Genomic DNA, 24,342 nt, shown 5'->3' with positions numbered 1-24,342 from the left:
ACCTATTCGCCGCGTGCTTTTTTTAATGCCTCTAGGCAGCCGACCGACATCTCGGGTTCGTGTTCCTTTAAGCATTCCGCAATAGCACCGCCGCCAATTTTCACGCCCTTGCAAAGACGCTCAACGTCTTCCCTGCAATATTCCTCAAGGGCTTTTTTCTCTGCCTCGCTGGGTTGGGCGTCGGCTGCTGTCGCAAGAATGGCAGACAGAAGTATCATTGGAAATCTAATCATAACGTAATCTCCCGGATACCCGGCTTTCGAAATGATGGCGCCGGTTAGCCGAGCCTATACCCCTGAGTAGTCTCGATACAAGTTTAGGCTATCGCGCCGTGCCCTTGGTCGGACCACAATCCAGATCTGCACCGCGACAAGATAAGGAACAAAAAAAGCAAAATTCTGAATTCGGTCGAAAAGCCTGGAGAAGTCAGGCGTGGAACCAAGCCCTCCGGTGATCAAAAACCAAAGCGTATAATGCACACGGTAGAGCCACGACCCCAGCGCCAGCCAGAACAGACGCAGACCCCACACCCAATGGCCAGCACGATCCGCGATCATAGCCATGCGCGCCACCATCAGAGCTGCAGTGAACAGACAGAGCCCATACAAGAAAAACGCTGCAGACATCATCGGTCCACCGATCGTTCCCCGCAGGGGGATATAGGTCATTCCTGCCAGTCCTGTGATCAAAGCCGACGCAATCAGAGCCACACCCAAGCCGCGGTGAAACCGATTGAATTTAAGCCGAAGCCCTTTCAGCAGCTGCAGTGGCACAAGAGCCACCAACACTGTTCCGGAAAGGATATGCAACATCATCGCCGCATTAGCGACACTCTGGTCATAAGCAAACAAGTAGCTTTTTTGTGCCGCGCCCTCAGACAGCCCGACGCCGATCATGTCAATCCCGTGCGCGACGAAGGGCAGCAGCGTCAGATAGAACACCACCAACAGGGCACTGTTGAACACGCGGGATTTCAGGCGTCGCATAGACAGATCTTAGCGCCTGTAACCTGGGCGTCTATGGATTACAGCCCCAACACATCCACCATGTTGTACTGACCCGGTGCCTTGCCCTGGCCCCACAGTGCTGCCTTCAGCGCGCCGCGGGCAAAGATGGCGCGGTCGGTGGCCAGATGGCGCAGAACGATGCGTTCTCCGGGGGCGGCGAACAGAACATCATGTTCCCCCACGATGTCGCCGCCGCGAATAGCGTGAAAGCCGATATCACCGCGCTTGCGCGCGCCGGTGATGCCGTCCCGACCCCGGTCGGAAACGTCCGCCAGTTTGACCCCGCGCCCTTTGGCTGCGGCCTCTCCCAGCATCAAGGCGGTGCCGGATGGGGCATCGATCTTGTGACGGTGGTGACCTTCGATGATCTCGATATCGAAATCCTCATCCAGCGCGGCTGCGACCTTTTTGGTCAGTTGCACCAGCAAGTTGACGCCAAGGCTCATGTTTCCGGCCCGTACGATCACCGCATGGCGAGATGCGGGTTCCAGTGCTGCGATCTGTTCGTCGGACATGCCGGTGGTGCCGATAACATGCACACAGCGTGCCTGCGCCGCCAGCGCGGCGAATTCCAGTGTCGCCTCGGGCGCGGTGAAGTCGATCACTGCCTGCGCCTGCGCAAAGGCCTCCAGCGGATCGTCGGTGACAGTGACGCCCAGTGCCTGCCCGCCCATGGCCTTGCCCACATCCTGACCGATCCAGTCATGGCCCTTGCGTTCGACCACGCCGACCAGACGGGCCTGATCGCTGTCCGTCACGGTCTTGATCAGCATCTGCCCCATACGGCCCGAAGCCCCTGTGATGACGATCCCCGGAATATGGGTCATTGCGCTGGTCCTTTTCGTTAAGTCGGCTCAAAGCCTCCTACCCGGTTCGCGCCCGCTTGGCAAAGCCCCGCTTTGCGCTTAGATCGGGGATTATGGCAAAGAACAAATTCCATGATGGCCCCGGCCCGTCCCAGCGGCAGCTGCGTGTCGGCGAACTGATCCGTCGCACCCTGTCCGAAGTTCTGGCGCGCGGAGATGTCCACGACCCCGACCTGAATCGCATGTCGATCACCGTGGGTGAGGTGCGCACCTCGCCCGATCTGAAGATCGCCACCGCCTATGTGCTGCCCCTTGGCGGCAGAGGGCAGGAGGACGTGATCGAACTTCTGGCCCGCAACAAGGGTGAGCTGCGGCGCATGGTCGGCAAGAAAATCGGCCTGAAATTCGCGCCCGATCTGCGCTTTCGGCTGGATGACACGTTTGACCGTCTGGACGACACCCGGCGCATGTTCGAACAGGACGCGGTGCGCCGCGATCTGGACGAGTGATCCGCACGTTTGTCACATTGGCAACGCTTCTCTGGGCCGCGCAGGCAGGTGCGGTCACTTGTGAAAAGCTGACCCATGAGGACAAACGTTATACGGTTTGCAACGTCGATGCCGCCAATGAAGATCTGCGGCTGTTCCTGAACGGTGAAGACGGTCAGGTTTTGGGGCATTTTTCGGCGGTCAACGAAGTGCTGGCCCCGGAAGGCAAGCGACTGGCTTTTGCAATGAACGCTGGCATGTATCACGACGACCGGTCACCCGTTGGCCATTATGTCGAGGACGGGCAGGAGCAGATGCGTGTGATCGCCAACCCCGGTCCCGGCAATTTCGGTTTACTGCCCAATGGCGTGTTCTGCATCCGGGAGGGCCGGGCGGATGTGTTTGAAACGCTTGATTACGTGGATCAGGCCCCCACCTGCCGCTTTGCCACCCAATCCGGCCCCATGCTGGTGATCGACGGAGAACTGCACCCGCGTTTCCTGCCCGATTCGACCTCGCTTTATGTCCGCAATGGGGTCGGCACCAGTTCCGATGGTACACAGGCGGTGTTTGCGATCTCGGAAGATTATGTCACCTTCCACGAGTTCGGGCGTCTGTTCCGCGATGTGCTTGGCACACCAAACGCGCTGTTCTTCGACGGCAATATCTCGCGGATGTATGAGCGGGCCAGCAACCGCTCGGATCTGGGATTCTCGCTGGGGCCGATTGTCGGCGTGGTCGAAGAAACGCCCGCAAATTGACAGCGGCAGTGTGATCCGCTAACTCGCGCGCCTTAGCAAGATTCAAGGTGCATGATGGGACGCAAACGCAAGGGTCGCGACATTTCCGGCTGGCTGGTGGTGGACAAGCCCGCGGGCATGACCTCGACCGCCGTGGTCAACAAGGTGCGTTGGGCGATGGATGCCAAAAAGGCGGGCCATGCAGGCACGCTGGACCCCGAGGCGACCGGCGTTCTGGCGATTGCCTTGGGCGAGGCGACCAAGACCGTTCCCTATATCACCGATGCGCTGAAGGCCTATACCTTTACCGTGCGTCTGGGGCAGGCCACCAACACTGACGATTCCGAGGGCGAAGTGATCGCGCAAAGCGATGCGCGCCCGTCGGATGACGATATCAAACAGGCGCTGACCCCGTTTCTGGGTGACATCATGCAGGTGCCGCCCAAATTCTCGGCGGTTAAGATCGACGGCCAACGCGCCTATAAACTGGCCCGCGATGGGGAGGATGTGGAGCTGACCGCCCGCCCCCTTTGGGTCGAGGAACTGATCCTCGTTGACCGCCCCGACGAAGACCATGTGGTGCTGGAGATGACCTGCGGCAAAGGCGGCTATGTCCGCTCGATTGCCCGCGATCTGGGCGAAGCGCTGGGCTGTCACGGCCACGTCAAGGAACTGCGCCGCATATGGTCCGGTCCGTTCGAGGCCGAGGACGGGTTAAGCATCGAGCAGATTGACGAAATGGCGAAAACAACCGCGCTGGACGAATATCTGCACCCGTTGGAAACCGGCCTGTCCGACCTGCCGGAACTGAAATGCACCCCCGAAGGCGCCACCCGTCTGCGCAATGGTAATCCGGGTATGGTCTTTGCGTCCGATGTCGAATACGGCGACGAGGCCTGGGCTTCATTGGATGGCCAGGCAGTGGCCGTGGGCATCTACAAATCCGGCGAACTTCATCCAAGCCGGGTGTTTGCGTCCTGACGCCGGATCCGATCACGCGTTTCTGACATAGTATGAACTATTTGGAACCAACATCCTTGTGAATCGCATTTGATGGGGCGTTGACCAAACGTCACTTGTGCCGCGATCCGAATTGGCGAATGCCTTTCGAGTTGTCGCGACATTGGAGCTGTGAAGAGTTCATGGCCATCACAAGGAGAAAATGAGTGATGCAAGTATTCAACAAAGGTGCGACGACTCTTTTTAGCGCCGCCATGTTGTCCATTCTGGCGTCTGGGGTTTATGCCGAAGGCGCAGCCTCGGATGACGATGGCGATGTCGCACCTGCGCCGCCGTCCATTGGTGCCGACATTCCCTTGACCTATTTCGGTCCCGCCCCTTCGGAAGTACAAAAAGAACTGATTGGTCCGTACAAGCTGCTGAAAGCGGGTCAGGTCGATGTCGACGCAGGTACTGTGACCCTGCCCCTCTACAAAGGTCGGATGGAAAGCGGTGAAACGGTCTGGTATGTCGTTCTTGATACCAACGACCAGGGCAATGCCGAAGCGCTGGGGCTGAACTACTCGCCGAAATTAACCTATACCGAAGTCGGGCATGCGGTCCGCAAGGCGACGCTCGCCGAAGACCTGCAACTCGTGTTTGCCTCCGGGACTGTCGATTTTTCTCCAGAACGCAGCGTGACGCCGGGCGACGCGCCGAATTTCTTTCCTCCCAAAGCCGTCCAGCCCGGTTCGGTCGGAGATGAAAGCTATAGCCCACTGGTCAAGGTCGAAAACGCAGGCGGGTTTATCTATAATGCGCCGATCATTGCGTTCGACGTTGATGCCGATATTCTGAACGGATTCTGCGACGGCGAAGCCGATCATTCGGTCGTGCATGACAAAGTGATCTCAATTTGCCCCGAAGAAGGCTCTGTCACCCTCGAACTGACCGCCGGGTTCAGCTTTGCACGCCCTGTTCTGTATGTCTCAACCGATGCCAACGACCCCGCTCCGGCAGCACTCGAAGGAGCAACTTATGCGCCAGGTCTGGCCAGCATTCATGTTGGCGCGGATGATAGCCTGTTTTCGCCGGTCGAGCGCATTTTTGTGATGGTGAACGGGCATACAGGCGACGACAATCCGCAACGTCAGGGCCTCAACAGTGCCCTGAGCGACGGCCGGACGCCTTTGAACGTGCTGGGCGGCATTCCTACCGTGGCCACCGACTACAGCCCGCTTTGGGACCTGAACCCGGGTGTCTGGACGCAAGCAGCGATCGAGCAGGGTATTCGGAGCCGCGTAACCGAGGAATTCCAGATCCTCGGCCTCGTCGAACGTGGCTGGATCACAGGGCTTGAAGGCGGTGATTTCGGCTCGGTAGGCTTCGTCGTCAACTGCCCGATCGTTTTCCGGTTCCTCTGATCGTGATCAGACGACCGTTCAGCCAATTGCGGAACGGACATACAATGGATGGCCAGCATTGTCTGGCCATCTATCATCGGGATGTTGTCATTCGATTCGGCTGGCGTCTCTTTTGAGAATGATTGCCGCCGGGATGCATGTGGCGGGCGGATTCCGAGTATGATATGCGCACGAGGATGATCACCCGAAGCCACACCAAGGGCGATGCGCCCTCGACCGCCATCTATTCCGATTGCGAATGCTATCGCTACAGCCTGACCCGCATCTGGGATCAGACGGGGCGCAGGGCGCTTTTCGTCATGCTGAACCCTTCGACCGCAACCGAGGTGCAGAACGACCCCACGGTGGAGCGCTGTGAACGCCGCGCCCGCGCGCTGGGCTTCGGTGCGATTCAAGTCACGAACATCTTTGCCTGGCGTGACACCGACCCGCGCAAGATGCGCGCCGCCATCGATCCGGTTGGGCCAGAGAACGACGCGGCAATACTGTCGGGTGTAAATTGGGCCGATCAAATCATTGCCGCTTGGGGTACCCACGGATCGCATTTGGAACGCGGGCAGGAAGTGGAACGGTTGCTGCGGGGCACCGGTCAACCCCTGTTTCACCTAGGGCTGACCAAAGAGGGGCACCCAAAACATCCGCTTTACATCGCCTATTCTCAACAACCCGAGCGCTGGGCAACGTCCACGGGTCATTAACCAGTTACACAGATCGGCTTTGACCGAAGTCCTTGAAACATGGGATGTTTCCCTTGTTTGGGCGCTGTTAGTGCGGAGGTCGGGTATGTTCTGGATTGCAGGTTTGCTGGGCGTTGCAGCCCTAGGCGGCGCAGCCTATTTGATCGGTGGCGATACGCCGGATGAGGATGAAAACGCGGATGCCCAGACCGAAGGCGAGTTAGAGGGGGAGAAAGAGCAGGGCAATCTGCTGGAACCTGAGGATCTGTCCGATGCTTCCGGTGTCCTTGACGCCTCTGCCGGGGGGGATACTTCGATTATCAGCGACTTTGACGGCAATCTCGTCATCGCAGGCGATGACGGAGATAACAACTTGAGCGGCGTCGAAGGGAATGACCAGATCAACGGATATGCCGGTGACGACGGAATTTTCGGAGGGGCGGGAAATGATACGTTACAGGGTGCCGAAGGCGACGATTCCATTTCGGGTGAAGAAGATGATGACGAAATCCATGGCGGGTTTGGGGATGATCAACTTGCGGGCGGCAGTGGAAATGATGCGCTTTTTGGGGATTTCGGTGACGATTCGATTGCCGGGGGCGATGGCGAGGACACGTTGACTGGCGGTCAGGGCGATGACGACTTGACCGGTGATGCGGGTAACGATGCTCTGCATGGCTGGGACGGCGACGATAGCCTGTCGGGCGGTGCCGGATCGGACAGCTTGTTTGGCGGTGACGGGCGGGATGTATTGACCGGTCGAGAGGTCGGCGAGACAGAGGTCGACTATCTCAATGGCGGTTCGGGAGAAGATATTATTCTGGCGGGTCAAGGAGATATCGTGACTTCGGGCGAAGATGCGGACAGTATCATTGTCGGCGCAGAGGCGATGGAGAACGCCGTGACGGTGATGGATTTCGAGCCGGGCCAAGACCGACTGCTGGTGACCTGGGATCAGGATGAGCCGCCCGAGATAGAGATCAAGCCGGACGAGGAGAACACGCGTCTGACCCATGTATTGGTTGCCGGGCAGGAAATTGCCTCGCTCTATGGGGATGGTGTGGTTTCGGCTTCGGACATCCAGCTGATACGCGAGAGTGATCTGTCGCAATACGGGTTCGATGCGTAGGCGGCAAAATCCCTTTGCTATCTGCTGTAATTGCGCTTATACGCGCCCATCTGCTCCGGAATCAGGGCGGATATCTCCACGGGCCTGTGCTGGACGACATCCCGGCCTGCGCCATTCACTCTAACCTCAAAGGAGACCCCGATGTCGATCACTGTTGAAGAAAAAGCACGTGTTATGAAAGAGTTCGCAACCAAGGAAGGTGACACAGGTTCGCCGGAAGTCCAGGTTGCCATCCTGACCTCGCGCATCAACACGCTGACCGAACACTTCAAGACCCACAAGAAAGACAACCATGGACGCCGTGGTCTGTTGAAGATGGTGGCACAGCGCCGCAAGTTGCTGGACTATCTGAAGGGCAAGGAAGAGGCCCGTTATCAGGACCTCATCAAGCGCCTGGGCATCCGCCGCTAAGCGCGCCATTTGTACAATTCGTACAGGTTTTGAAACCGGCATTGTCCGGTTTGTACGCCCGCCACCCGGCGGGCGTTTTCGTTTTGGCCCGCCGTCGCTGATGACAGCCCGAACCGATTTGGTCTAGATTCCGGATCACGGGAGGGGCCAGAGATGAGGCGCAGGCTTGCGGCCATTTTGACTGCGGATGTGGTCGGGTATTCCGGCCTGATGGAGGCGGACCAGGCCGCCACGATCGCGTTGGTGCAAGAATTTTACGAACACTGTCTTGAACCTGCGGTCTCGACCCATGGCGGAGCGGTCCTGAAGCGCATGGGGGATGGCTGGATCGTGGGATTCGATGCCGCGACCCATGCGGTGGAATGCGCGCGCGCGATGCAGACCGAGCTTGGCGGGAACACGTCGATCAATATCCGAACGGCCATCCACATCGGCGAATATGTCGATGATGGAGCGGATTTGTATGGCACCTGCCTGAACATCGCGGCCCGGCTGCAATCCGAAGCCCCGCCGGGCGGGATCATGATTTCGGAGGAGACCCGGCGGCAACTCGACAGGTCGCTGGCGGCGGAGTTTTCCGAAGCGGGGACATTCGAACTCAAGAACATCTCGTATCCGGTGCAGGCGCATCAATGGCGGCCTCAAATCCGCAATCCCGAGGGGCGCGATGAAATTCCGGTCATCGGGGTTGAGCGCACCCGCATCTCACCGGACAGTACGGAACTGAGGGAACCGGCCGACGAGTTTCGCGAGCAGATGATTTATCGCCTGTCCCGTCGCACCGGGATCCAGGTGTCTTCTGTCGCCGAGGGTGCCAGCCCTGCGCCGACGTATCGCTTGCAAAGCCGGTTGAGCCTGCGCAACTCGGCCCAGTTGGTAGTGTCGATGGTCAGGGTGCGCACCGGGCAGGTATTCTGGTCGAACCGGTTCGAGGACAGGCCCGATCGCCTGTATGACCTGATCACGGAGGCGGCGCAGGTCTGTGACGAGGATCTGCGCACCGAAATCAATGCCCGCGATGCAGAGCGAACGTCCGATCTGCCGGATGATGCGCTGAACCCGTCCGAATTGCGGGCGCGGGCGGCGCAGAACTTTTATCGCGGGTCGATCAAGGGGTATCTCAAGGCGATCGAGCTGCTGGAGCGATGTCTGGATCTGTCGCCCAACGACCCAATGGCGCAGGCCATGTGGGTGCATGCCCGGTTGCGCCTGATCCGGTGTGGGGTGCAACCGCCTGCGCCAGATATTCTGGAGCGGATGGTGCAGCTGTCGGATATTGCGATCGAGAACGCCCCGCGCAGCGATTTTGTCTGCAAGGTGCGATCCGAGGTGATGATCAACGTGTTGGGAGATTTCGTTGGGGCGCGGCGCAACAACGCCCGGGTTGCAGCCCTGAACCCGGATTATCACCTGCGGTTCGAGGTCGAGGCCGAACTGGCGCTGGCAGAAGGGGACTTTGCGGGGGTCGAAACGGTGCTGGTCCCTTACTTCCGCAGTTTCAAAAGCGACATGGACCGGCCCTATGTGTGTTTTCTGGCCGCCCTTGCGGCAATGCTGGACGGGCGGTTCGAGGCGGCTTTGGAGCATATCGACACGTCGATCGAACTCAGGTCCACCTGCGGGGTTTTCCCGGCACTCAAGGCCGAAATCCTGCGCCGGGCAGGCCAGCCCGAGGCCGCCGGACGGGTGAGGTCGCGCACCGCAGAGATCGAGGCCAAGCCCGATATTCTGGCAGTGACACCGATCCTGCCGTCAGGACACCGGGACATTCTGGACCTGTTGGGCATGGCCCCGCCGATCGTGGACCAGGTTGCGGACGCGTGACGGTGCGCGTCGCTCTTGCGACAATTCCAACTTTCAATCCGCATCATTCTCCTGTATGGGCGCTGTCATCTGAGACGTTGTGCCATGACCCCGGCACTCGAATGGAAGATAAAGTGGGGTCGGCGGCAATGGGGCCGCCATGCAAAACGGGAGACCCGCAGGGGCGGGAGTGCTCCCTTCTAGGATACGCATATGTTTGATGTAACGACGAAATCGATGCAGTGGGGCGAGGAAACGCTTACACTGGAAACCGGCAAGGTTGCCCGTCAGGCCGACGGCAGCGTGATTGCCACGCTGGGTGAAACCAGCGTCATGGCAAACGTGACCTTTGCACGGGCGCAAAAACCCGGTCAGGACTTTTTCCCGCTGACCGTACACTACCAAGAGAAATATTATGCCGCCGGTAAGGTTCCGGGTGGCTTCTTCAAGCGCGAGGCGCGCCCGACCGAAAAAGAGACGCTGACCGCGCGTCTGATCGACCGTCCGATCCGCCCGCTGTTCGTTGACGGCTTCAAGAACGAAGTTCTGGTGATGTGCACCGTGCTGAGCCACGATCTGGTCAACGATCCCGACATCGTCGCGATGATTGCCGCTTCGGCTGCGCTGACCATTTCCGGCGCGCCGTTCATGGGCCCGATCGCCGGTGCCCGCGTTGGTTTCGTGGATGGCGAATACGTCCTGAACCCGACCGTGGATGACATGCAGGACCTGCGCCTGAACCCTGAACAGCGTCTGGATCTGGTTGTGGCCGGCACCAAAGACGCCGTGATGATGGTGGAATCGGAAGCGTACGAGCTGTCCGAGGCCGAAATGCTGGGCGCCGTGACCTTTGCGCACGCACAGATCCAGCCGGTGATCGACCTGATCATTTCGCTGGCCGAAGAAGCCGCGAAAGAGCCGTTTGAATTCGTCGCACCCGATTACTCGGACCTCTACGCTGCAGTTAAGGCCGCCGGCGAAGAGCAGATGCGCGCCGCTTTCGCGATCACCGACAAGCAGGAGCGCACCGCCGCTGTTGCCGCTGCCCGTGAAACGATCAAGGAAGCGCTGACCGAGGAACAGCTGGAAGACGCCAACCTTGGTTCGGCGATGAAAAAGCTGGAAGCCGGCATTCTGCGCGGCGATGTCGTCAAGGGCGGCAAGCGTATCGACGGTCGTTCGACCACCGATGTCCGCGCCATCGAAGCCGAAACCTCGCTGCTGCCGCGCACACACGGTTCTGCCCTGTTCACCCGCGGTGAAACACAGGCGCTGGCCGTGACCACGCTGGGCACCGGCGACGACGAGCAGTTCATCGACGCGCTGCATGGCAACTTCAAATCGAACTTCCTGCTACACTACAACTTCCCTCCGTATTCGGTTGGCGAAGTTGGCCGCGTGGGTTCGCCCGGTCGTCGCGAGATCGGCCACGGCAAGCTGGCATGGCGCGCGCTGCAGGCGGTTCTGCCTGCGCCGACCGATTTCCCTTACACCATCCGCGTGGTGTCCGAGATCACTGAATCCAACGGCTCAAGCTCGATGGCGTCTGTCTGCGGCGGTTCGCTGTCGATGATGGACGCGGGTGTTCCGCTGAAAGCCCCGGTTGCCGGTGTGGCCATGGGCCTGATCCTGGAAGATGACGGGTCTTACGCGGTTCTGACCGACATCCTGGGTGACGAAGACCACCTGGGCGACATGGACTTCAAGGTTGCGGGTACTGCAAACGGCATCACCTCGCTTCAGATGGACATCAAGGTTGCGGGCATCACGCCTCAGATCATGGAAACCGCCCTGGCACAGGCCAAGGACGGCCGGATGCACATCCTGGGCGAGATGGGCAAAGCCCTGTCCGAGACCAACGAGTTCTCGGTCCACGCGCCGCGCATCGAGACCATGAACATCCCAACCGACAAGATCCGTGAAGTGATCGGTTCGGGCGGCAAGGTCATCCGCGAGATCGTCGAGGTTTCGGGTGCCAAGGTCGACATCAACGACGATGGCGTCATCAAGATCGCCTCGCCCGATGGGGAATCGATCAAGAAAGCCTATGACATGATCTGGTCGATCGTGGCCGAGCCGGAAGAAGGTCAGGTCTATACCGGCAAGGTGGTCAAGATCGTCGATTTCGGTGCCTTCGTGAACTTCTTTGGCAAGCGCGACGGTCTGGTCCATGTGTCCCAGATCGAAAACCGCCGCCTGAACCATCCGTCGGATGTTCTGAAGGAAGGTCAGGAAGTGAAGGTCAAGCTGCTGGGCTTTGACGATCGCGGCAAGGTTCGCCTGTCGATGAAAGTGGTCGATCAGGAAACCGGCGAAGAGATCGTTCCCGAGAAGAAAGAAAAGAATGAGGAAAACGCAGAGTAATCTGCCCCTCGGACCGACTTGCAGGGCCCCGGCAATTGCCGGGGCCCTTTTCGTTTTGGATGCCGGCTCACGCCTGACAAAGCAACCGTGACGGCATGTGATCCGGCCCGTCCTTTTCTTTGGCTTCCGCGTCACCAGATGTGTTTTGCACACTGCACAATCCGGAACAGAGGATCCCCAGACATGATTTCCCGCCCCCTTTCCGCCGCCGCATTTCTGGCGCTGTCGGCCACCGCCTTGTCGGCGCAAAGCCTGCCCGAAGGTACCTATATTCAAGGCTATGCAGGGTTCAGCCAGTTGCAGGACACCGATTTTTCGGGCGTCATCGGCGGCTCGAACCAGAATGTCGATACCGATTTTGACACCGGTTATGGTCTTGGTGTCGCGATTGGCCGGGAAATCCCGCAATGGTCGAACGGCACTGTCGGCACCCGGGTCGAGCTGGAATTGTCCTATCGCGACAACGATGCCGACGGGGTCAATTTCTCGGGCAATGGTCCGGGGGCCGAAGGCAACGTTTCGGGGGATGTGACCCAGACCTCGTTGTTTGCCAACGTGCTGTTCGATTTCAAGCAAAACGGCCGGCTGACGCCTTATGCCGGGTTCGGCATCGGCGCGACCTATTCGGATATCGATGTGGTTTATGGCCCCGGCGTCGCAATTGACGGCGATGATACCAATTTCGCCGCCCAGCTGATCGCCGGTGTTGCCTATGACCTGAACGATGCCACCGCCCTGACGCTGGATGCGCGTTATGCGCGGGCTTTCGATGTCTCGAGCCCGCGCCTGGCGCCCAACGGTGTTTCGACCGGCACGGTCGAGGACGATCTCGATACGTTCAGCGTCAATTTCGGGGTTCGCTTCAATTTCTGATCCCTTGGTGGAAGCCTCCCCTCCCGGTTTCGCTTCCACAGCATGCCCCCGTGTTCTATGCACGGGGGCATGCGATCTTTTATTATTCATATGTCTTCCAGTACGGCGCGGCGTCCGAATGCCGAACGGCTGTGCGCGAACCTGCCCGGTGCCGAGCTGTTCGAGGCGGTCAATGGTCGCGATCCGGCGCAGATTGCCGGGGTCGGTCTGCATGACGGCGACCTGTACCGGCCGCACTATCCCTTCCCATTGCGCCCGACCGAGATCGGGGTGTTCGAAAGCCACCGGCGTATCTGGCGCAAGCTGGTCGAGGAAGATATCGACCTGGCGATCATTGCCGAAGACGACCTGCAGGTCGATCCCGAAAGGTTCGCGGCGGCGCTGGAGGTTTTGCAGCGTCATGCGACGCCCGACCACTATATCCGCCTGCCGGTGAAACAGCGCGAGGTTCCGGCCCAGGTGCTGGAGGAGCGGGGCGATCTGAAGCTGATTTTGCCCAAAATCATCGCCCTGCAATGCGTCTGCCAGATGGTTGGGAAAAACGCCGCGAAACGGTTGCTGGCGGTGACAGAGCGCATCGACCGGCCGGTGGATACGTTCCTGCAGATGCACTGGATCACCGGACAGCCTATTCACGCCCTGCTGGGGACCGGCAACAAGGAGGTCGCGGGCCAGATCGGCGGATCGACGATCCAGAAAAAAATCCGCCCCGGCGAAAAGCTGGGGCGGGAACTCAGGCGCGGCTGGTATCGGGCGCAGTTGCACCTGCGCCCGCAAAAACCTTAGCCGGGCAATTTCGTGGTGCGCAGATAGGGGAAATGGGTGGTGAATTCACCGTATTTCGCCTTGGCGTCCTCGTTGCTGACGGCAACGGGGATGACCACATCGTCGCCGGGTGTCCAGTTTGCCGGGGTCGCCACGTTCTCGCGGGCGGCGGTCTGCAGCCCGTCCAGCGCCCGCAGTACTTCGGCAAAATTGCGGCCCACATTCATCGGATAGGTCATCGACAGTTTCAGTGTCTTGTCGGGTGCGATGATGAACACGACGCGCACTGTCTGGCTGTCTGCCGGGGTCGGGTTGTCGGGCAGGTAATAGCCGGCGGGCAGCATGTCAAAGGCCTTGGACACTTCCAGCCCCTTGTCCGCGATGATCGGAAAGCCCGGATTGGCCTTGCCATAGGCCTCGATATCGCCCTTCCATTTCTTGTGGTCCTCGGCGCTGTCCACCGAGACGCCGATCACCTTGGTGTTGCGCTTGGCCCATTCGTCCGCCAGCTGCGCCACGGCCGAGAATTCGGTGGTGCAGACGGGGGTGAAATCCTTGGGATGCGAGAACAGGATCGCCCAGCTGTCGCCGATCCAGTCGTGGAACTGAATGGTGCCCTGATCTGTTTCCGCGGTGAAATCGGGAACGGTGTCGTTGATGCGCAAACCCATGGCTCATGTCCTTTCGTTGAGATTTCGAGTCGGTTGGTGCCAAACCAATCACTAAGGAGTGAAGTTACAGGACTTGTGGCGAAGAACCACCGGGAATCCGTATCAATCAAGGGGAATTTATTGGGGCAAAAATTTGATCAAATTTTTTGACTCTCCTCTTGCCCCTCCTGTAAGGCAGTGACAGAGTGGCCGCGAAAACCGACCGAGCGGTCGAAAACATCCCGGATCAGGAGGGAGAGCCATGATCGAGAAACGCGACTTTTACATCAACGGCAAATGGGTGGCCCCGGCCGTCGCAAGTGATTTTCAGGTGATCAACCCCTCGACCGAAGAGCCCTGCGCGGTGATTTCTCTGGGGTCCCAAGCGGATACGAACGCCGCCGTTGCCGCCGCCAAGGCGGCGCTTCCGGGCTGGATGGCGACGCCGGTCGAAGAACGGATTGCACTGGTGGTAAAGCTGATCGACATCTACCAGACGCGCGGCGAGGATCTGGCCCAGGCCATGTCGCTGGAAATGGGTGCGCCGATCGACATGTCGCGCACGCAACAGGTGGGTGCGGGCATCTGGCACCTGAAAAACTTCATCCGCGCCGCCAAGGCGTTCCAGTTCGAACGCCCCTTGGGCGATCACGCGCCCGGCGACCGCATCATCTATGAGGCGGTTGGGGTCGCGGCGCTGATCACGCCGTGGAACTGGCCGATGAACCAGATCACGCTCAAGGTGGGTGCGGCGGCGATTGCGGGCTGCACGATGGTTCTAAAGCCGTCGGAACAAAGCCCGCTCAACGCGATGATCTTTGCCGAGATGATGGACGCGGCCGGGTTCCCTGCGGGTGTTTTCAACCTGGTGAACGGCGATGGCGCGGGCGTCGGTTCGCAGCTGTCGGCGCATCCTGATATCGACATGGTCAGCTTTACCGGCTCGACCCGCGCGGGCACGGCGATTTCCAAGGCCGCGGCGGACACGCTGAAAAAGGTGCACCTGGAACTGGGTGGCAAGGGCGCGAATGTAATCTTTGCCGATGCGGACGAAAAGGCGGTCAAGCGCGGCGTGTTGCACATGATGAACAACACCGGCCAAAGCTGCAACGCGCCCAGCCGGATGCTGGTGCAGCGCCCGATTTATGATCAGGCGGTGGAAACCGCGGCGGAAGTCGCGGGCAAAGTCACCGTCGGGAGCGCGCTGGAGGAAGGCCGCCATATCGGCCCGGTGGTGAACGAGGTGCAGTGGACCAAGATCCAGGACCTGATCCAGAAAGGCATCGATGAAGGCGCGCGCCTGGTCGCGGGTGGCACCGGACGGCCCGAGGGGCTGAACAAGGGCTATTATGTGCGCCCCACGGTTTTTGCCGATGCCAACAACCAGATGACCATCGCGCGCGAGGAAATCTTTGGCCCGGTCCTGACCATGATCCCGTTCGACACCGAAGAGGAAGCCGTCGAGATCGCCAACGACACGCCCTATGGTCTGACCAACTATGTCCAGACGCAGGACGCCGGACGCGCCAACCGCATGGCGCGCCGCCTGCGCTCGGGCATGGTCGAGATGAACGGGCAATCCCGTTCTGCCGGTTCCCCGTTCGGGGGCATGAAGCAATCCGGCAACGGGCGCGAAGGAGGCGTCTGGGGCTTGGAGGATTTCCTTGAGGTCAAGGCCGTCGGCGGTTGGGCGGCGGAGTAAAATGAGCGCCGTCGGCGCACTTTTGTTCACATAGGTATGAGGGACGCTGTCCCTCAATACCCCGGGGTGAATTGCCCGCAGGGCAAGAGGGGCAGCGCCCCTGCACTAGAACGTCGCGGCAGCCCGAAATTTCATTGATAGCCCCCCTTCGGGATGTTTCAGGCGCAGTTCCTCGGAATGAAGCATCAGGCGGGGAAAGTTGCGCGCAGCCCCCGAGGCATAGAACGGGTCACCCAGAATCGGGTGCCCGAGCGCCTGCATGTGCACGCGCAACTGGTGCGAGCGGCCGGTTTTCGGGGACAGGCGCACGCGGGTCGTGTCGCCTTGGTGTTTCACCACACGCCAGTCGGTCAGCGCCGGCTTGCCTGTGTCGTGACAGACCATCTGCCGTGGCCGGTTTGGCCAGTCCACGATCAGGGGCAGGTCGACAGTGCCAGTCTTGGGTTCCAGCCGCCCCCAGACCCGCGCGACATAGGTCTTGCGGGTTTGTCTGTTCTCGAATTGCAGGCCTAGGTGGCGTTGGGCGTGGGGGGTTTGGGCAAAGACCATCACCCCCGAAGTGTCGCGGTCCAGCCGGTGCACCAGCAGTGCCTGCGGAAAAGCGGTCTGCACCCGCGTCAGCAGGCAATCGGCAAGATGCTCGCCGCGCCCCGGAACCGACAGAAGTCCGGGGGGTTTGTTCACCACGATCAGCTGCGCGTCTTCGTGCAGGATATCCAGCGGCGTTTGCGGGGGCTCATAGGTTTCGCTCATGCGCGCCTGCCTAACGCAGGCGGCGGGGTCCCGCAACGTCGCGCTTGCGCGACGCGCGACGTTTGGCAACTCTCTGGCCAAACGAGAGGAGCCGAGATGCACCCGACAATCAAAAAGATGCAAGAGGTCGTGGCAAAGGGCGATGACAGCCAGCTTCACGCCCTGTTGGCCGAGGATGTGCGGTTTCTGCCGCCGACCTATTACAAGACATGGACCGGGCGCGCGCCGGTTGCGGCGGTGCTGGGCCATGTGGGGCAGGTGTTTTCCGAGTTCCGTTATCGCCGGATCATGGGCGAGGGTCGGGACTGGGCGCTGGAGTTTCAGTGCAAGGTCGGGGAGCTGGATGCGGTGGGCGTGGATCTGATCACCCTGAACGACGCGGGATTGATTCAGGAATTCGAGGTGGTGATGCGGCCCCACAAGACCGTCGGTGCGCTGCGGGACGCGATGAACGCGCGGGTGTTGACCGATGCCCGCTTCCTGAAGTTTCGCGAGGCTCTCTCTTGATTGCTGCCGACCAGATCTTGCGGGTGCCGTTGTTGCCGCTTTTGGCCGCGCAGGGACTGTCGGTGCGGCGCAAGGTGCAGCTGTTGCCCGAGCCGGTTGGCCCGCGCGAGGGGAGCGAGGGGCGAGGCCCGGTGTTGCGGCTGCTGATTGCGGGGGACAGTTCGGCGGCCGGCGTCGGCGCGGGCACGCAGGCGCAGGCATTGTCGGGGCAGCTTGTCCGGCATCTGGGGAGGCACCATGCGGTCGAGTGGCGGCTGGAGGCCACAACCGGGCACACCACGCGGGACACGCTGGAGCGGATAATGGGGATGCACGGCACCTTCGACGTGGTGGTGACGGCACTGGGCGTCAATGACGTGACGCGGGGGGCGACCAGGGCGCAGTTCATGGTACGGCAGGCGGCTTTGCTGCGGCATCTGACCGGGCCGCTGGGCGCGCGACGCGTCGTGGTCACGGGTGTGCCGCAGATGCACCGGTTTCCGGCCCTGCCGCAACCTTTGGCCTGGGTTCTCGGGCGACAGGCCGCGCGGCTGGATCAGGGGTTGCGCGAAGTGGTGGCGGGTTTTCCCGAGGCACGGCATCTGTCGCTGGATCTGCCGCACGACCCAGCACTGGCCGCGCCGGACGGCTATCACCCCAGCCCGCGCGCCTATGCATTGTGGGCCGAGCAATTGGCGCGGGTGATCCTTGCTCAGGCCTGAGCGCGCATGCGCCGGATCATCGGCACGGTATAGATCACCAGCGCCGCCCAGATCATCGGAAAGGCGATCATGCGGGCGCGGTCGAATTCCTCGCCAAAGATGAAGACGGCGGTCAGGAAGATCATCGTCGGCGCAATATATTGCAGGATGCCGATGGTCGAGAGGCGCAGCAGTTTGGCACCGTTGGCATAGACGATCAGCGGCACGGCGGTGACCAGGCCGCAACCGATCAACAGCCAGGTATCGACCATATTGCCGCCAAAGTGGTTTTCGCCATTGGCCGACAGATAGGTCAGATACCCAAGTGCGGGAACCGAAAGGATCAGCACTTCGAGCATGAAACCCTGATTGGGGCCGATGGGCAGGGATTTCTTGAAAAAAGCATAAAAGCCCCATGTCAGGGTCAACCCGATGGCGGCCCAGGGCAGGCGGCCTGCCGCGACGGTCAGCACGATGACGGCTGTGGCCGCGAGGGCGATTGCGACGAGTTGGGCGGGGCTGAGTTTTTCGCGCAGCAAGAGCGCGCCCAAGGCGATGCTGAAGAGCGGGTTGATGTAATATCCCAGTGCCGCATCCAGCGCCTTGCCCGCTCCGATAGCCCAGACATAGATGCCCCAGTTGACCGAAATCAGAGCTGCGGTCAGGCACCCCATCGCCAATGTGCGGGGGTGGGTCAGCGCTGTGCGCAGATCGCGGGTTCGGCGCAGCACGATCAGCAGCGCACCGGCAATCGGGACCGACCAGATGACCCGGTGCGCGACAACCTCGGCTGGCGGGATATGGGCCAGCGCCTTCATGTAGATGGGCAGGAACCCCCACAGCAGATAGGCCGTGATGGCAAAGGCCAGCCCCTGAGGAGTGTCTATGTTGTCGGTTGGTCGGGCGGTGTGCTGCGCCATGGGGCTCTCCGGCAGATGTACCGGGTGTTTATGGCAGGTCGCAGCCGAAAGGAAACGCCGAATTCTGTGAGCTGCCCCATCACCCGTTGTGATGGGGCAGATTTTCGGTGGGTCAGGCCAGGTGATCGACCACCTGCAGATGCTGGGCCAGCGTGTCGATTTCGCCCATCCATGACTGAACCAGTTTCGGATCGCTGGGTGCAGCGTGCACGCCCGCCGGGATGGCGCGGTTCAGCACCGCCTCGATCGCCAGAGAGACCGGGATCGAAACAAGACGCGCCATGGCGGTGCCGCGCGCGTCGCCCCATGCATCCATGACATAGGTCTTGTGCCAGACCTCGCGCCCGTCCTTTTCGGCCTTCAGCCCGACGCACAGGACAACGCGATCGGGCTCGCCCTCGTCATAGGCGTTTTCGGCCCAGAACTGGTCGGACATCTCCTTGAGCCGTGCGTCGCCTTCGGGACCGGAAAGGGTTTCGATTTCGCGGAATACATCCGCCCACGCATCGGCCCAGCCGTTCAGGCGCAAGGTGCCTCGGACGAACTCTTTGACCGGCCAGTGGTCTTCGAAATGGTACTGGGCCTTGAAGGGGATCGAGTCGCGGTTGGGGTAGACCTCGAAGCTTTCCGGCGAGGGCAGGGGGGCGACATAGCTGGTGATCGCATCCCAAGGGCGGGCCACGTCGAGCGGTGCGTAGTCGCGGATCGAGCGGGAGGGCGAACGCAGCGCCTTGAGAACGCCCAGCGGCGACCAGCTGAACTTGTAGCGGAACGGGTTGGGGTTCTTGGGAATGCCACCGCAATAGGAAATGAAGCTGAGGTGGTTTTGCGGATCGAACGCGTCGGAGGCGCGGTAGTCATCGACCAGCGCATGCGCCATCAGGTGGTCGATGCCGGGGTCGAGACCCACTTCGTTGACCAGCGCCACGCCCGCCTCGCGCGCCTTGTCATCCAGCGCGCGCATCTCGGGCGCGATGTACGAGGATGAGACGAAATTCGCGCCCTTGGCGATCGCCAGCTCGGCCAGCGGCACGTGCCAGTCCCCGGGCAGCATCGACACGATCACGTCGCCCTTGGCCAGCACCGCGCCCAGCGCGTCGATGTCGAAGGCGCGGATGTCATCGGTCAGGTCGCCGACCTCGGCCCTGGCCTTTTCGACGGTCCGGTTCCAGACGGTGACGGGATGGCCCGCCTCGATCAGCCGCCGCAATCCGGGGATGGCCGACAGGCCGGTGCCACACCAGTGAATGGTCATCGCTCAGATCCTTTCGATATGGGTTTTGAATTCAGCCTCGGCCCGGCCCCAGACACCTGCGGTCAAGTCGTTCAGGGTGGCCAGCGAGGGCAGCAGTTGCGCCGCGTAGTCCTGCGAGCTTTCCACTGGCAGCATCGAGGGCAGGTTGTCGATCGCCATCACGTCCAGCACCGGATTGGTCGCGACGCGCAGGGCCGGGGCCCCCCAGGTGGTGGCGCGGTCATAGACCGGAACCGGGTTGTAATCGCTGTCCGGATCGCAGGCGACGTCACCGATGGCGGTCAGTCTTCGGGGGGCGGTCATCGCGTCACGGGGGACAAAGACCGGCGTGCCGGGACGGGCGAAGATGCAGTTGAGAAAGATGTCATGGGCGAGGATCTCGGGGAAGGGGCCGCCGCTTGCGGTTTCGGCCATGTCCCATTTGGTGACCTGAACGCCCATCGCCTCACAGAGGTCCGAAGCGCCGGTGCCGACCCGGCCCAATGCGCCGATAACGATGGCGCGGGGGCGGTCCGCACCGGTGGCGTCCAGTTCGGCCAGCAGCTCGGCGTTCAGCGCATCCTTGCCGGGATAAACGCCCACGGAGCCGCACAATTCGCCACGCTGCTGCGCTGCCCAGGCCTTGAGCGTCACCGCCGCACCCGCATATCCGGCCCAATAGCCGAATGCGGCGACCCGGCGGCCGGTTTCGTCCACCAGATATTCCAGATCATAAAGCGTGCCGCCGCCCGCCTTGAACCGCTGCAGCAGCGCGCGGCCCGAGTGCTGACCCTTGAAGGCGTGGCCGAACATGATGTGGCGATGAGGCAGGGGCGTGCCGTCCTCGGGCAGCTCCTTGAGGCCGAAGATGATCGCATCCCGCGGCGCGTCGGGCCAGCTGTTCTCGGCCGCAATTTCGCACCCTGCGGCCTTGTAACCATCAATCGGAACGGCGCGGACCGAGCTGTCCTCGACCGTCACCCGGATACCGGCCGCGATCAGCTGCGCCGCGCCTTCGGGCGTCAGCCCCACCCGTTCTTCGTTCGGGCGCTGTTCGGCCCGGACCCAGAGATGTGTCATATCCTGTCCTTCTGTCAAAGCATCCCGGCGGCGTGTACCGCCTGAACCGAGGCGCGCGCCTCCATCGTTTTGCGAAACGCGGCGATCCCGGGGAAGGCCGTCACATCGACCCCGTCGCCTTCGAGCCAGCTGCACACCACGTATAGGTAACAGTCGGCAAGGCTGATCCGGTCGCCCAGAACAAACGGCCCGCGCAGCCCGTTCGCCTCGATATACCTGCATGAGGTAGTCATGGTCTGCGGCACCTTGGCGGTCATGTCCTTCCAGCTTGCTTTTTTGTCGGCCCAGCGGGCGCCGCGCAGCTTGTGGGCATGGTTCACGTGCATGGTTGAGGCGAGATAGTACATCACCTCGCGCATGCGCGCGGCCATCACCGGATCGTCGGGCACCAGCCCCGCTTGCGGAGCCCTGGCCGCGACGTATTCCAGCAACGCGCCGGTTTCGGTCAGGATACCGCCCTGAACCGCCAGCGCAGGCACGCGGCCCTTGGGGTTGATCTGTTTGTAGGCCGGTTTGGTCTGTTCGGCATTGGCGAAGTCGAGGCGGATCGCCTCATACTCCAGCCCGGCCTCTTCCAGGGCGATGGCAACGGCGACCGAGATGGTGCGGGGCGCATAGTAAAGCTGCATGGTGGGCTCCGTCACAGGTGGGTTTGGGCGAATTGCCGGTCGGGCGTTTCCAGATGCGGCACGGCGTTGAACAGGACCGGGCTGAGGTGATCGCCAATCGGGTGCAGACGATGCATCGACGTGTTCATGATGGCAAGGGCGACGCGGGCCATGGCCGGAATCTCCAGCCCCATGGCCTGCCGCACCGCCATCGAGATCAGCCCGCCCGAGGTCACCACGATCGCCGGCCCGCCCTTTGTGCCGATGTCATGCAGCGCTGACGAGACGCGGGCCTCGAATTCGGCAAAGGTTTCCGGCGCGTTCTCGATCTCGCCCTTGGCCCATGCGGTGAAGGTCATTGGCAAATGCTGCACAAAGCCCTCGCGGTCGCGCGGGATGGCGACGCCGTGCTGGTCTTCGAACAGCTGGGCAAGGGCGAAATACTCTATCTCGTTCAGGCGCGCGTCCTGCACCGGGTTGGTCAGCCCCATGCTGGCGGCGGTTTCCACGTGACGTTTCAGGGTGCCGCAATAGGCGCGGGGATGATGTGCGCGAGTGTCGGCCAGATGCGCGCCCAGCCACCGGGCCTGTTGATGGCCCAGATCGCTCAGTCGGTCATAGCTTTCCTCGTCGCGCGCCTCGGTATTGGCCTGCCCGTGGCGCACCAGCGTGATGTGGGACATATCCGGCTCCTCTTGCGGCAAGTCTTAGGTCAGCTTTCCGCAGGGGGCCAGAGGGGTTTCGCCGCTTTGGCGTGAAAAATCACAGATAAGGCGAGCGCTGGGGGCGCAGCGTCAGTTCGGTGACGCAGGCCGTGTTCGGCAGCGTAATGACGGTCGCTATCATCTGGGATATGTCCGCAAGCTGGATCATGCGCGTGCGGTCCTTGCCGGTGTCGTTGACGTCGGGTGTGTTGACAAATCCCGGATGCACCAGCGTCACGCCGACCCCGTCCTCGCGAACGTCTTCGAACAGCGCCTTGGCGAAGCCGGCCTGTGCGTGTCGAAGGGCGCAGTGGATTGCGTGGTTCTTCCAGCCCAGCCACGAGGTTGGACCGCAAATATAGACAAACGATCCCTGCGACGCCTGAATCTTTGGCAGCACGTGCGCCGTCAGCCTGATCGTCGCCCTGAGAACCTGATCGATGGATCTGTCCCAATCGGCAAAGCGCTCTGTCGAGACCGGGCCATAGGTGAATTTCGCCGCGCAATGCACCATGGCGTCCAGCCGGTCACCCGCCGTTGCCCAATCGGCCAGCGCTGCGACAGCGTCCATATCGCCCATTTCGGCGGCAAAGGATTGGCCGGTTCCACCTGCTGTGCGCACCATGTCGAGCGTTTCGGCAAGCGCGTCCTCGCGGCGACCGTGGGCCAGAATGTGCCAGCCGTCCGAGGCCAGCCGGATGGCGGTTCCGCGCCCGATGCCGCTGGATGCGCCGGTGATGAGTGCCGTCTTTGCCATTTGCCTCTCTCCCTTGGACCTGTCACTTGTTGTGGTGATGTGACACGAATAATGGCCCCTCAGGCCCCGGACTGGAAAGGAAAACCTTATGGCAGTGGACGCAGAGCGGTTTCTGACTGACCTTCACATGCTGCGCGGTTTCGGTGCGTCCGGCGTCGGCAAGGGCGTGGTGCGCCCGGCCTATTCCGAGGCCGACATCGCCGCCCGGAAGTGGCTTGCGTCCCGGATGGAAGAGGCCGGGCTGCAGGTGCAGGTCGACCCGGTGGGCAACCTGTTCGGTCTGGCCGAAGGCCCCTCGTTGTTGATGGGATCGCATTCCGACAGCCAGCCCGAGGGCGGCTGGCTGGACGGTGCACTGGGCGTGATCGCGGCGCTTGAGGTGGCGCGGGCGGTGGATCGCCCGGTCTCGGTCGTGAGTTTTCAGGATGAGGAGGGGCGGTTCGGCGTCACCACCGGTTCGGCCATCTGGTCGGGGCATCTGTCGCTGGATCGGGCCGACACGCTGACCGATCACTCTGGGATCGCCTTTGGCGCGGCGCGGGCGGCAATCGCCGATCTGGGCGGAGATTTCGTGGACCCGGAACGATTCACCGGTTTTGTCGAGATGCATATCGAGCAGGGGCCGACACTGGATGCCGAGGGCGAGCAGATCGGCGTCGTCACCGATATCGTGGGTATCCGCGACATGAAGATCACGTATCAAGGACAGCAGAACCACGCGGGCACCACGCCGATGCACTTGCGCCGCGACGCCTTTCAGGCGTTGTCGCTGTTCAGCGCACGGATCAACGACCGGTTCCGAAATGTGGTCACGCCGCGAACCGTCTGGACCATCGGGCATGTGTCGCTGCATCCCAATGCCTCGTCCATCGTGCCGGGCAGGGCCACCTTTTCGATGCAATGGCGCGACGGCGAGGCCGGACGGCTGGCGCGGATGGAGGAGATCATCCGGCAAACGGCGCAGGAAGTTGCAGGTGAAGCCGGTATGGAGTTGGAGTTTGGCCCCCTGCTGGGACTGGAACCGGTGCCGATGGATGGCCGCCTGCGTTCGGCGCTGGAGAGCGGGGCCGAGGCGGTTGCGCCGGGGCGCTGGCGGACGATGCCGTCGGGCGCGCTGCATGACGCCACCAATGTCTCGCGCCTGATGCCGGTGGCGATGCTGTTCGTGCCCTCCATCGGCGGCATCAGCCACGATTTTGCCGAGGATACCGATGAGGCCGATCTGGTTGCGGGCCTGCGGGTGCTGGAACAGGCGGTGTTGGCGCTGGACTGATCGACCGGAGAAGGCCGGCCCTGACCAGCCCGACTGACGGCCCAACGC

General features: G+C 61.6%; 26 protein-coding genes. 15 read left to right on the top strand and 11 right to left on the bottom strand.

What is annotated here, in order from left to right; translation table 11 throughout:
* Window positions 1–2: 2 nt before the first annotated feature.
* The 3 genes from AC2FMY_RS08150 to dapB are packed head-to-tail and all read right to left on the bottom strand — an operon-like array spanning window position 3 to window position 1,834.
* Window positions 3–233, bottom strand: a complete 231-nt coding sequence (locus tag AC2FMY_RS08150) for a cysteine rich repeat-containing protein (RefSeq protein ID WP_496745797.1) — start codon at window positions 231–233, stop codon at window positions 3–5.
* Between the two features lie 54 nt (window positions 234–287).
* The gene (locus AC2FMY_RS08145; RefSeq protein WP_496807223.1) at window positions 288–986 is read right to left on the bottom strand and encodes a DUF2306 domain-containing protein; all 699 of its coding nucleotides are present in this window, start codon (window positions 984–986) and stop codon (window positions 288–290) included.
* 38 nt (window positions 987–1,024) lie between these two features.
* Window positions 1,025–1,834 (bottom strand): 4-hydroxy-tetrahydrodipicolinate reductase, encoded by an 810-nt coding sequence (gene dapB, locus AC2FMY_RS08140; RefSeq protein WP_496745793.1) that lies wholly within the window; start codon window positions 1,832–1,834, stop codon window positions 1,025–1,027.
* Between the two features lie 92 nt (window positions 1,835–1,926).
* Between dapB and rbfA the strand changes: the two genes are divergently transcribed.
* The 11 genes from rbfA to AC2FMY_RS08085 all read left to right on the top strand — a co-directional run bounded on the left by rbfA (window position 1,927) and on the right by AC2FMY_RS08085 (window position 13,447).
* Window positions 1,927–2,322, top strand: a complete 396-nt coding sequence (gene rbfA / locus AC2FMY_RS08135; protein ID WP_480750276.1) for a 30S ribosome-binding factor RbfA — start codon at window positions 1,927–1,929, stop codon at window positions 2,320–2,322.
* A complete protein-coding gene (locus AC2FMY_RS08130) occupies window positions 2,319–3,062 on the top strand; it encodes a phosphodiester glycosidase family protein (RefSeq protein WP_496745791.1) in 744 nt (247 codons plus the stop codon). The genes rbfA and AC2FMY_RS08130 overlap by 4 nt, the downstream gene beginning before the upstream one ends.
* Window positions 3,063–3,116: 54 nt before the next feature.
* Window positions 3,117–4,022, top strand: a complete 906-nt coding sequence (gene truB, locus AC2FMY_RS08125) for a tRNA pseudouridine(55) synthase TruB (protein WP_496745789.1) — start codon at window positions 3,117–3,119, stop codon at window positions 4,020–4,022.
* A gap of 188 nt (window positions 4,023–4,210) precedes the next feature.
* Entirely contained in the window at window positions 4,211–5,404 is a 1,194-nt protein-coding gene (locus tag AC2FMY_RS08120) for a hypothetical protein (RefSeq protein WP_496807222.1), read from the top strand.
* A gap of 176 nt (window positions 5,405–5,580) precedes the next feature.
* Window positions 5,581–6,102: a DUF1643 domain-containing protein gene (locus AC2FMY_RS08115; RefSeq protein ID WP_496807248.1), complete on the top strand. Its 522-nt coding sequence runs from the start codon at window positions 5,581–5,583 to the stop codon at window positions 6,100–6,102.
* A gap of 85 nt (window positions 6,103–6,187) precedes the next feature.
* A complete protein-coding gene (locus tag AC2FMY_RS08110; protein WP_496807221.1) occupies window positions 6,188–7,210 on the top strand; it encodes a calcium-binding protein in 1,023 nt (340 codons plus the stop codon).
* Between the two features lie 141 nt (window positions 7,211–7,351).
* Window positions 7,352–7,621: a 30S ribosomal protein S15 gene (rpsO, locus tag AC2FMY_RS08105; protein ID WP_480750272.1), complete on the top strand. Its 270-nt coding sequence runs from the start codon at window positions 7,352–7,354 to the stop codon at window positions 7,619–7,621.
* A gap of 153 nt (window positions 7,622–7,774) precedes the next feature.
* The gene (locus AC2FMY_RS08100) at window positions 7,775–9,445 is read left to right on the top strand and encodes an adenylate/guanylate cyclase domain-containing protein (RefSeq protein ID WP_496745783.1); all 1,671 of its coding nucleotides are present in this window, start codon (window positions 7,775–7,777) and stop codon (window positions 9,443–9,445) included.
* Between the two features lie 192 nt (window positions 9,446–9,637).
* On the top strand, window positions 9,638–11,788 hold the full coding sequence (gene pnp / locus AC2FMY_RS08095; RefSeq protein WP_480750270.1) for a polyribonucleotide nucleotidyltransferase: 2,151 nt from the start codon (window positions 9,638–9,640) through the stop codon (window positions 11,786–11,788).
* Window positions 11,789–11,971: 183 nt separating this feature from the next.
* Window positions 11,972–12,661: an outer membrane protein gene (locus AC2FMY_RS08090; protein ID WP_496745782.1), complete on the top strand. Its 690-nt coding sequence runs from the start codon at window positions 11,972–11,974 to the stop codon at window positions 12,659–12,661.
* A 69-nt stretch (window positions 12,662–12,730) separates the two neighbouring features.
* A complete protein-coding gene (locus tag AC2FMY_RS08085; RefSeq protein ID WP_496807220.1) occupies window positions 12,731–13,447 on the top strand; it encodes a glycosyltransferase family 25 protein in 717 nt (238 codons plus the stop codon).
* Here AC2FMY_RS08085 and AC2FMY_RS08080 read toward each other — a convergent pair.
* Window positions 13,444–14,097, bottom strand: a complete 654-nt coding sequence (locus AC2FMY_RS08080) for a peroxiredoxin (RefSeq protein WP_480750267.1) — start codon at window positions 14,095–14,097, stop codon at window positions 13,444–13,446. The two genes, AC2FMY_RS08085 and AC2FMY_RS08080, sit on opposite strands and share 4 nt — an antisense overlap.
* Window positions 14,098–14,338: 241 nt before the next feature.
* On the opposite strand from AC2FMY_RS08080, the gene AC2FMY_RS08075 reads away from it, so the two are divergent.
* The gene (locus tag AC2FMY_RS08075; protein WP_496807219.1) at window positions 14,339–15,778 is read left to right on the top strand and encodes an aldehyde dehydrogenase family protein; all 1,440 of its coding nucleotides are present in this window, start codon (window positions 14,339–14,341) and stop codon (window positions 15,776–15,778) included.
* Between the two features lie 105 nt (window positions 15,779–15,883).
* Here the strand turns inward: AC2FMY_RS08075 and AC2FMY_RS08070 are convergent, their stop codons facing one another.
* The gene (locus AC2FMY_RS08070; RefSeq protein ID WP_496745779.1) at window positions 15,884–16,531 is read right to left on the bottom strand and encodes an RluA family pseudouridine synthase; all 648 of its coding nucleotides are present in this window, start codon (window positions 16,529–16,531) and stop codon (window positions 15,884–15,886) included.
* 96 nt (window positions 16,532–16,627) lie between these two features.
* Here AC2FMY_RS08070 and AC2FMY_RS08065 point away from each other — a divergent pair, with 96 nt between their 5' ends.
* Window positions 16,628–17,038 carry a nuclear transport factor 2 family protein gene (locus AC2FMY_RS08065; protein WP_496745777.1) on the top strand — a complete coding sequence of 137 codons (411 nt, stop codon included), beginning with the start codon at window positions 16,628–16,630 and terminating at the stop codon, window positions 17,036–17,038.
* On the top strand, window positions 17,035–17,739 hold the full coding sequence (locus AC2FMY_RS08060; protein WP_496745775.1) for an SGNH/GDSL hydrolase family protein: 705 nt from the start codon (window positions 17,035–17,037) through the stop codon (window positions 17,737–17,739). Before AC2FMY_RS08065 ends, AC2FMY_RS08060 begins: the two co-directional genes overlap by 4 nt.
* Here the strand turns inward: AC2FMY_RS08060 and rarD are convergent.
* From rarD to AC2FMY_RS08030, 6 genes are all read right to left on the bottom strand, one after another.
* A complete protein-coding gene (gene rarD / locus AC2FMY_RS08055) occupies window positions 17,730–18,638 on the bottom strand; it encodes an EamA family transporter RarD (protein WP_480750261.1) in 909 nt (302 codons plus the stop codon). The genes AC2FMY_RS08060 and rarD overlap by 10 nt on opposite strands.
* Window positions 18,639–18,750: 112 nt before the next feature.
* Window positions 18,751–19,893: a saccharopine dehydrogenase family protein gene (locus AC2FMY_RS08050; protein WP_496745773.1), complete on the bottom strand. Its 1,143-nt coding sequence runs from the start codon at window positions 19,891–19,893 to the stop codon at window positions 18,751–18,753.
* Between the two features lie 3 nt (window positions 19,894–19,896).
* Window positions 19,897–20,952, bottom strand: a complete 1,056-nt coding sequence (locus AC2FMY_RS08045; RefSeq protein ID WP_496745771.1) for a saccharopine dehydrogenase — start codon at window positions 20,950–20,952, stop codon at window positions 19,897–19,899.
* 14 nt (window positions 20,953–20,966) lie between these two features.
* Window positions 20,967–21,581, bottom strand: a complete 615-nt coding sequence (locus tag AC2FMY_RS08040; protein WP_496807218.1) for a glutathione S-transferase family protein — start codon at window positions 21,579–21,581, stop codon at window positions 20,967–20,969.
* An 11-nt stretch (window positions 21,582–21,592) separates the two neighbouring features.
* A complete protein-coding gene (locus AC2FMY_RS08035; RefSeq protein WP_480750257.1) occupies window positions 21,593–22,243 on the bottom strand; it encodes a histidine phosphatase family protein in 651 nt (216 codons plus the stop codon).
* A 79-nt stretch (window positions 22,244–22,322) separates the two neighbouring features.
* On the bottom strand, window positions 22,323–23,021 hold the full coding sequence (locus tag AC2FMY_RS08030) for an SDR family oxidoreductase (protein WP_496745767.1): 699 nt from the start codon (window positions 23,019–23,021) through the stop codon (window positions 22,323–22,325).
* Between the two features lie 88 nt (window positions 23,022–23,109).
* Here AC2FMY_RS08030 and AC2FMY_RS08025 point away from each other — a divergent pair, with 88 nt between their 5' ends.
* Window positions 23,110–24,294, top strand: a complete 1,185-nt coding sequence (locus tag AC2FMY_RS08025; protein WP_496745765.1) for a Zn-dependent hydrolase — start codon at window positions 23,110–23,112, stop codon at window positions 24,292–24,294.
* Window positions 24,295–24,342 lie beyond the last annotated feature (48 nt).

It is taken from the genome of Ruegeria sp. YKSE079, from assembly GCF_059612845.1.
The sequence above is the reverse complement of the archived record's forward strand: the minus strand, read 5'-3'. Positions and strand labels throughout refer to the sequence as shown.

Bases quoted from the DNA above. Each gene is read 5' to 3' on its own strand.
- AC2FMY_RS08075 (WP_496807219.1), top strand. From the start codon at position 14,339: ATGATCGAGAAACGCGACTTTTACATCAACGGCAAATGGGTGGCCCCG.
- dapB (WP_496745793.1), bottom strand. From the start codon at position 1,834: ATGACCCATATTCCGGGGATCGTCATCACAGGGGCTTCGGGCCGTATG.
- AC2FMY_RS08025 (WP_496745765.1), top strand. From the start codon at position 23,110: ATGGCAGTGGACGCAGAGCGGTTTCTGACTGACCTTCACATGCTGCGC.
- rpsO (WP_480750272.1), top strand. From the start codon at position 7,352: ATGTCGATCACTGTTGAAGAAAAAGCACGTGTTATGAAAGAGTTCGCA.
- AC2FMY_RS08150 (WP_496745797.1), bottom strand. From the start codon at position 233: ATGATTAGATTTCCAATGATACTTCTGTCTGCCATTCTTGCGACAGCA.
- AC2FMY_RS08115 (WP_496807248.1), top strand. From the start codon at position 5,581: ATGATCACCCGAAGCCACACCAAGGGCGATGCGCCCTCGACCGCCATC.
- AC2FMY_RS08085 (WP_496807220.1), top strand. From the start codon at position 12,731: ATGCGATCTTTTATTATTCATATGTCTTCCAGTACGGCGCGGCGTCCG.
- AC2FMY_RS08065 (WP_496745777.1), top strand. From the start codon at position 16,628: ATGCACCCGACAATCAAAAAGATGCAAGAGGTCGTGGCAAAGGGCGAT.
- rbfA (WP_480750276.1), top strand. From the start codon at position 1,927: ATGGCAAAGAACAAATTCCATGATGGCCCCGGCCCGTCCCAGCGGCAG.
- AC2FMY_RS08045 (WP_496745771.1), bottom strand. From the start codon at position 20,952: ATGACACATCTCTGGGTCCGGGCCGAACAGCGCCCGAACGAAGAACGG.
- AC2FMY_RS08145 (WP_496807223.1), bottom strand. From the start codon at position 986: ATGCGACGCCTGAAATCCCGCGTGTTCAACAGTGCCCTGTTGGTGGTG.
- AC2FMY_RS08120 (WP_496807222.1), top strand. From the start codon at position 4,211: ATGCAAGTATTCAACAAAGGTGCGACGACTCTTTTTAGCGCCGCCATG.
- rarD (WP_480750261.1), bottom strand. From the start codon at position 18,638: ATGGCGCAGCACACCGCCCGACCAACCGACAACATAGACACTCCTCAG.
- AC2FMY_RS08030 (WP_496745767.1), bottom strand. From the start codon at position 23,021: ATGGCAAAGACGGCACTCATCACCGGCGCATCCAGCGGCATCGGGCGC.
- AC2FMY_RS08050 (WP_496745773.1), bottom strand. From the start codon at position 19,893: ATGACCATTCACTGGTGTGGCACCGGCCTGTCGGCCATCCCCGGATTG.
- AC2FMY_RS08070 (WP_496745779.1), bottom strand. From the start codon at position 16,531: ATGAGCGAAACCTATGAGCCCCCGCAAACGCCGCTGGATATCCTGCAC.
- truB (WP_496745789.1), top strand. From the start codon at position 3,117: ATGGGACGCAAACGCAAGGGTCGCGACATTTCCGGCTGGCTGGTGGTG.
- pnp (WP_480750270.1), top strand. From the start codon at position 9,638: ATGTTTGATGTAACGACGAAATCGATGCAGTGGGGCGAGGAAACGCTT.
- AC2FMY_RS08035 (WP_480750257.1), bottom strand. From the start codon at position 22,243: ATGTCCCACATCACGCTGGTGCGCCACGGGCAGGCCAATACCGAGGCG.
- AC2FMY_RS08090 (WP_496745782.1), top strand. From the start codon at position 11,972: ATGATTTCCCGCCCCCTTTCCGCCGCCGCATTTCTGGCGCTGTCGGCC.
- AC2FMY_RS08040 (WP_496807218.1), bottom strand. From the start codon at position 21,581: ATGCAGCTTTACTATGCGCCCCGCACCATCTCGGTCGCCGTTGCCATC.
- AC2FMY_RS08110 (WP_496807221.1), top strand. From the start codon at position 6,188: ATGTTCTGGATTGCAGGTTTGCTGGGCGTTGCAGCCCTAGGCGGCGCA.
- AC2FMY_RS08100 (WP_496745783.1), top strand. From the start codon at position 7,775: ATGAGGCGCAGGCTTGCGGCCATTTTGACTGCGGATGTGGTCGGGTAT.
- AC2FMY_RS08080 (WP_480750267.1), bottom strand. From the start codon at position 14,097: ATGGGTTTGCGCATCAACGACACCGTTCCCGATTTCACCGCGGAAACA.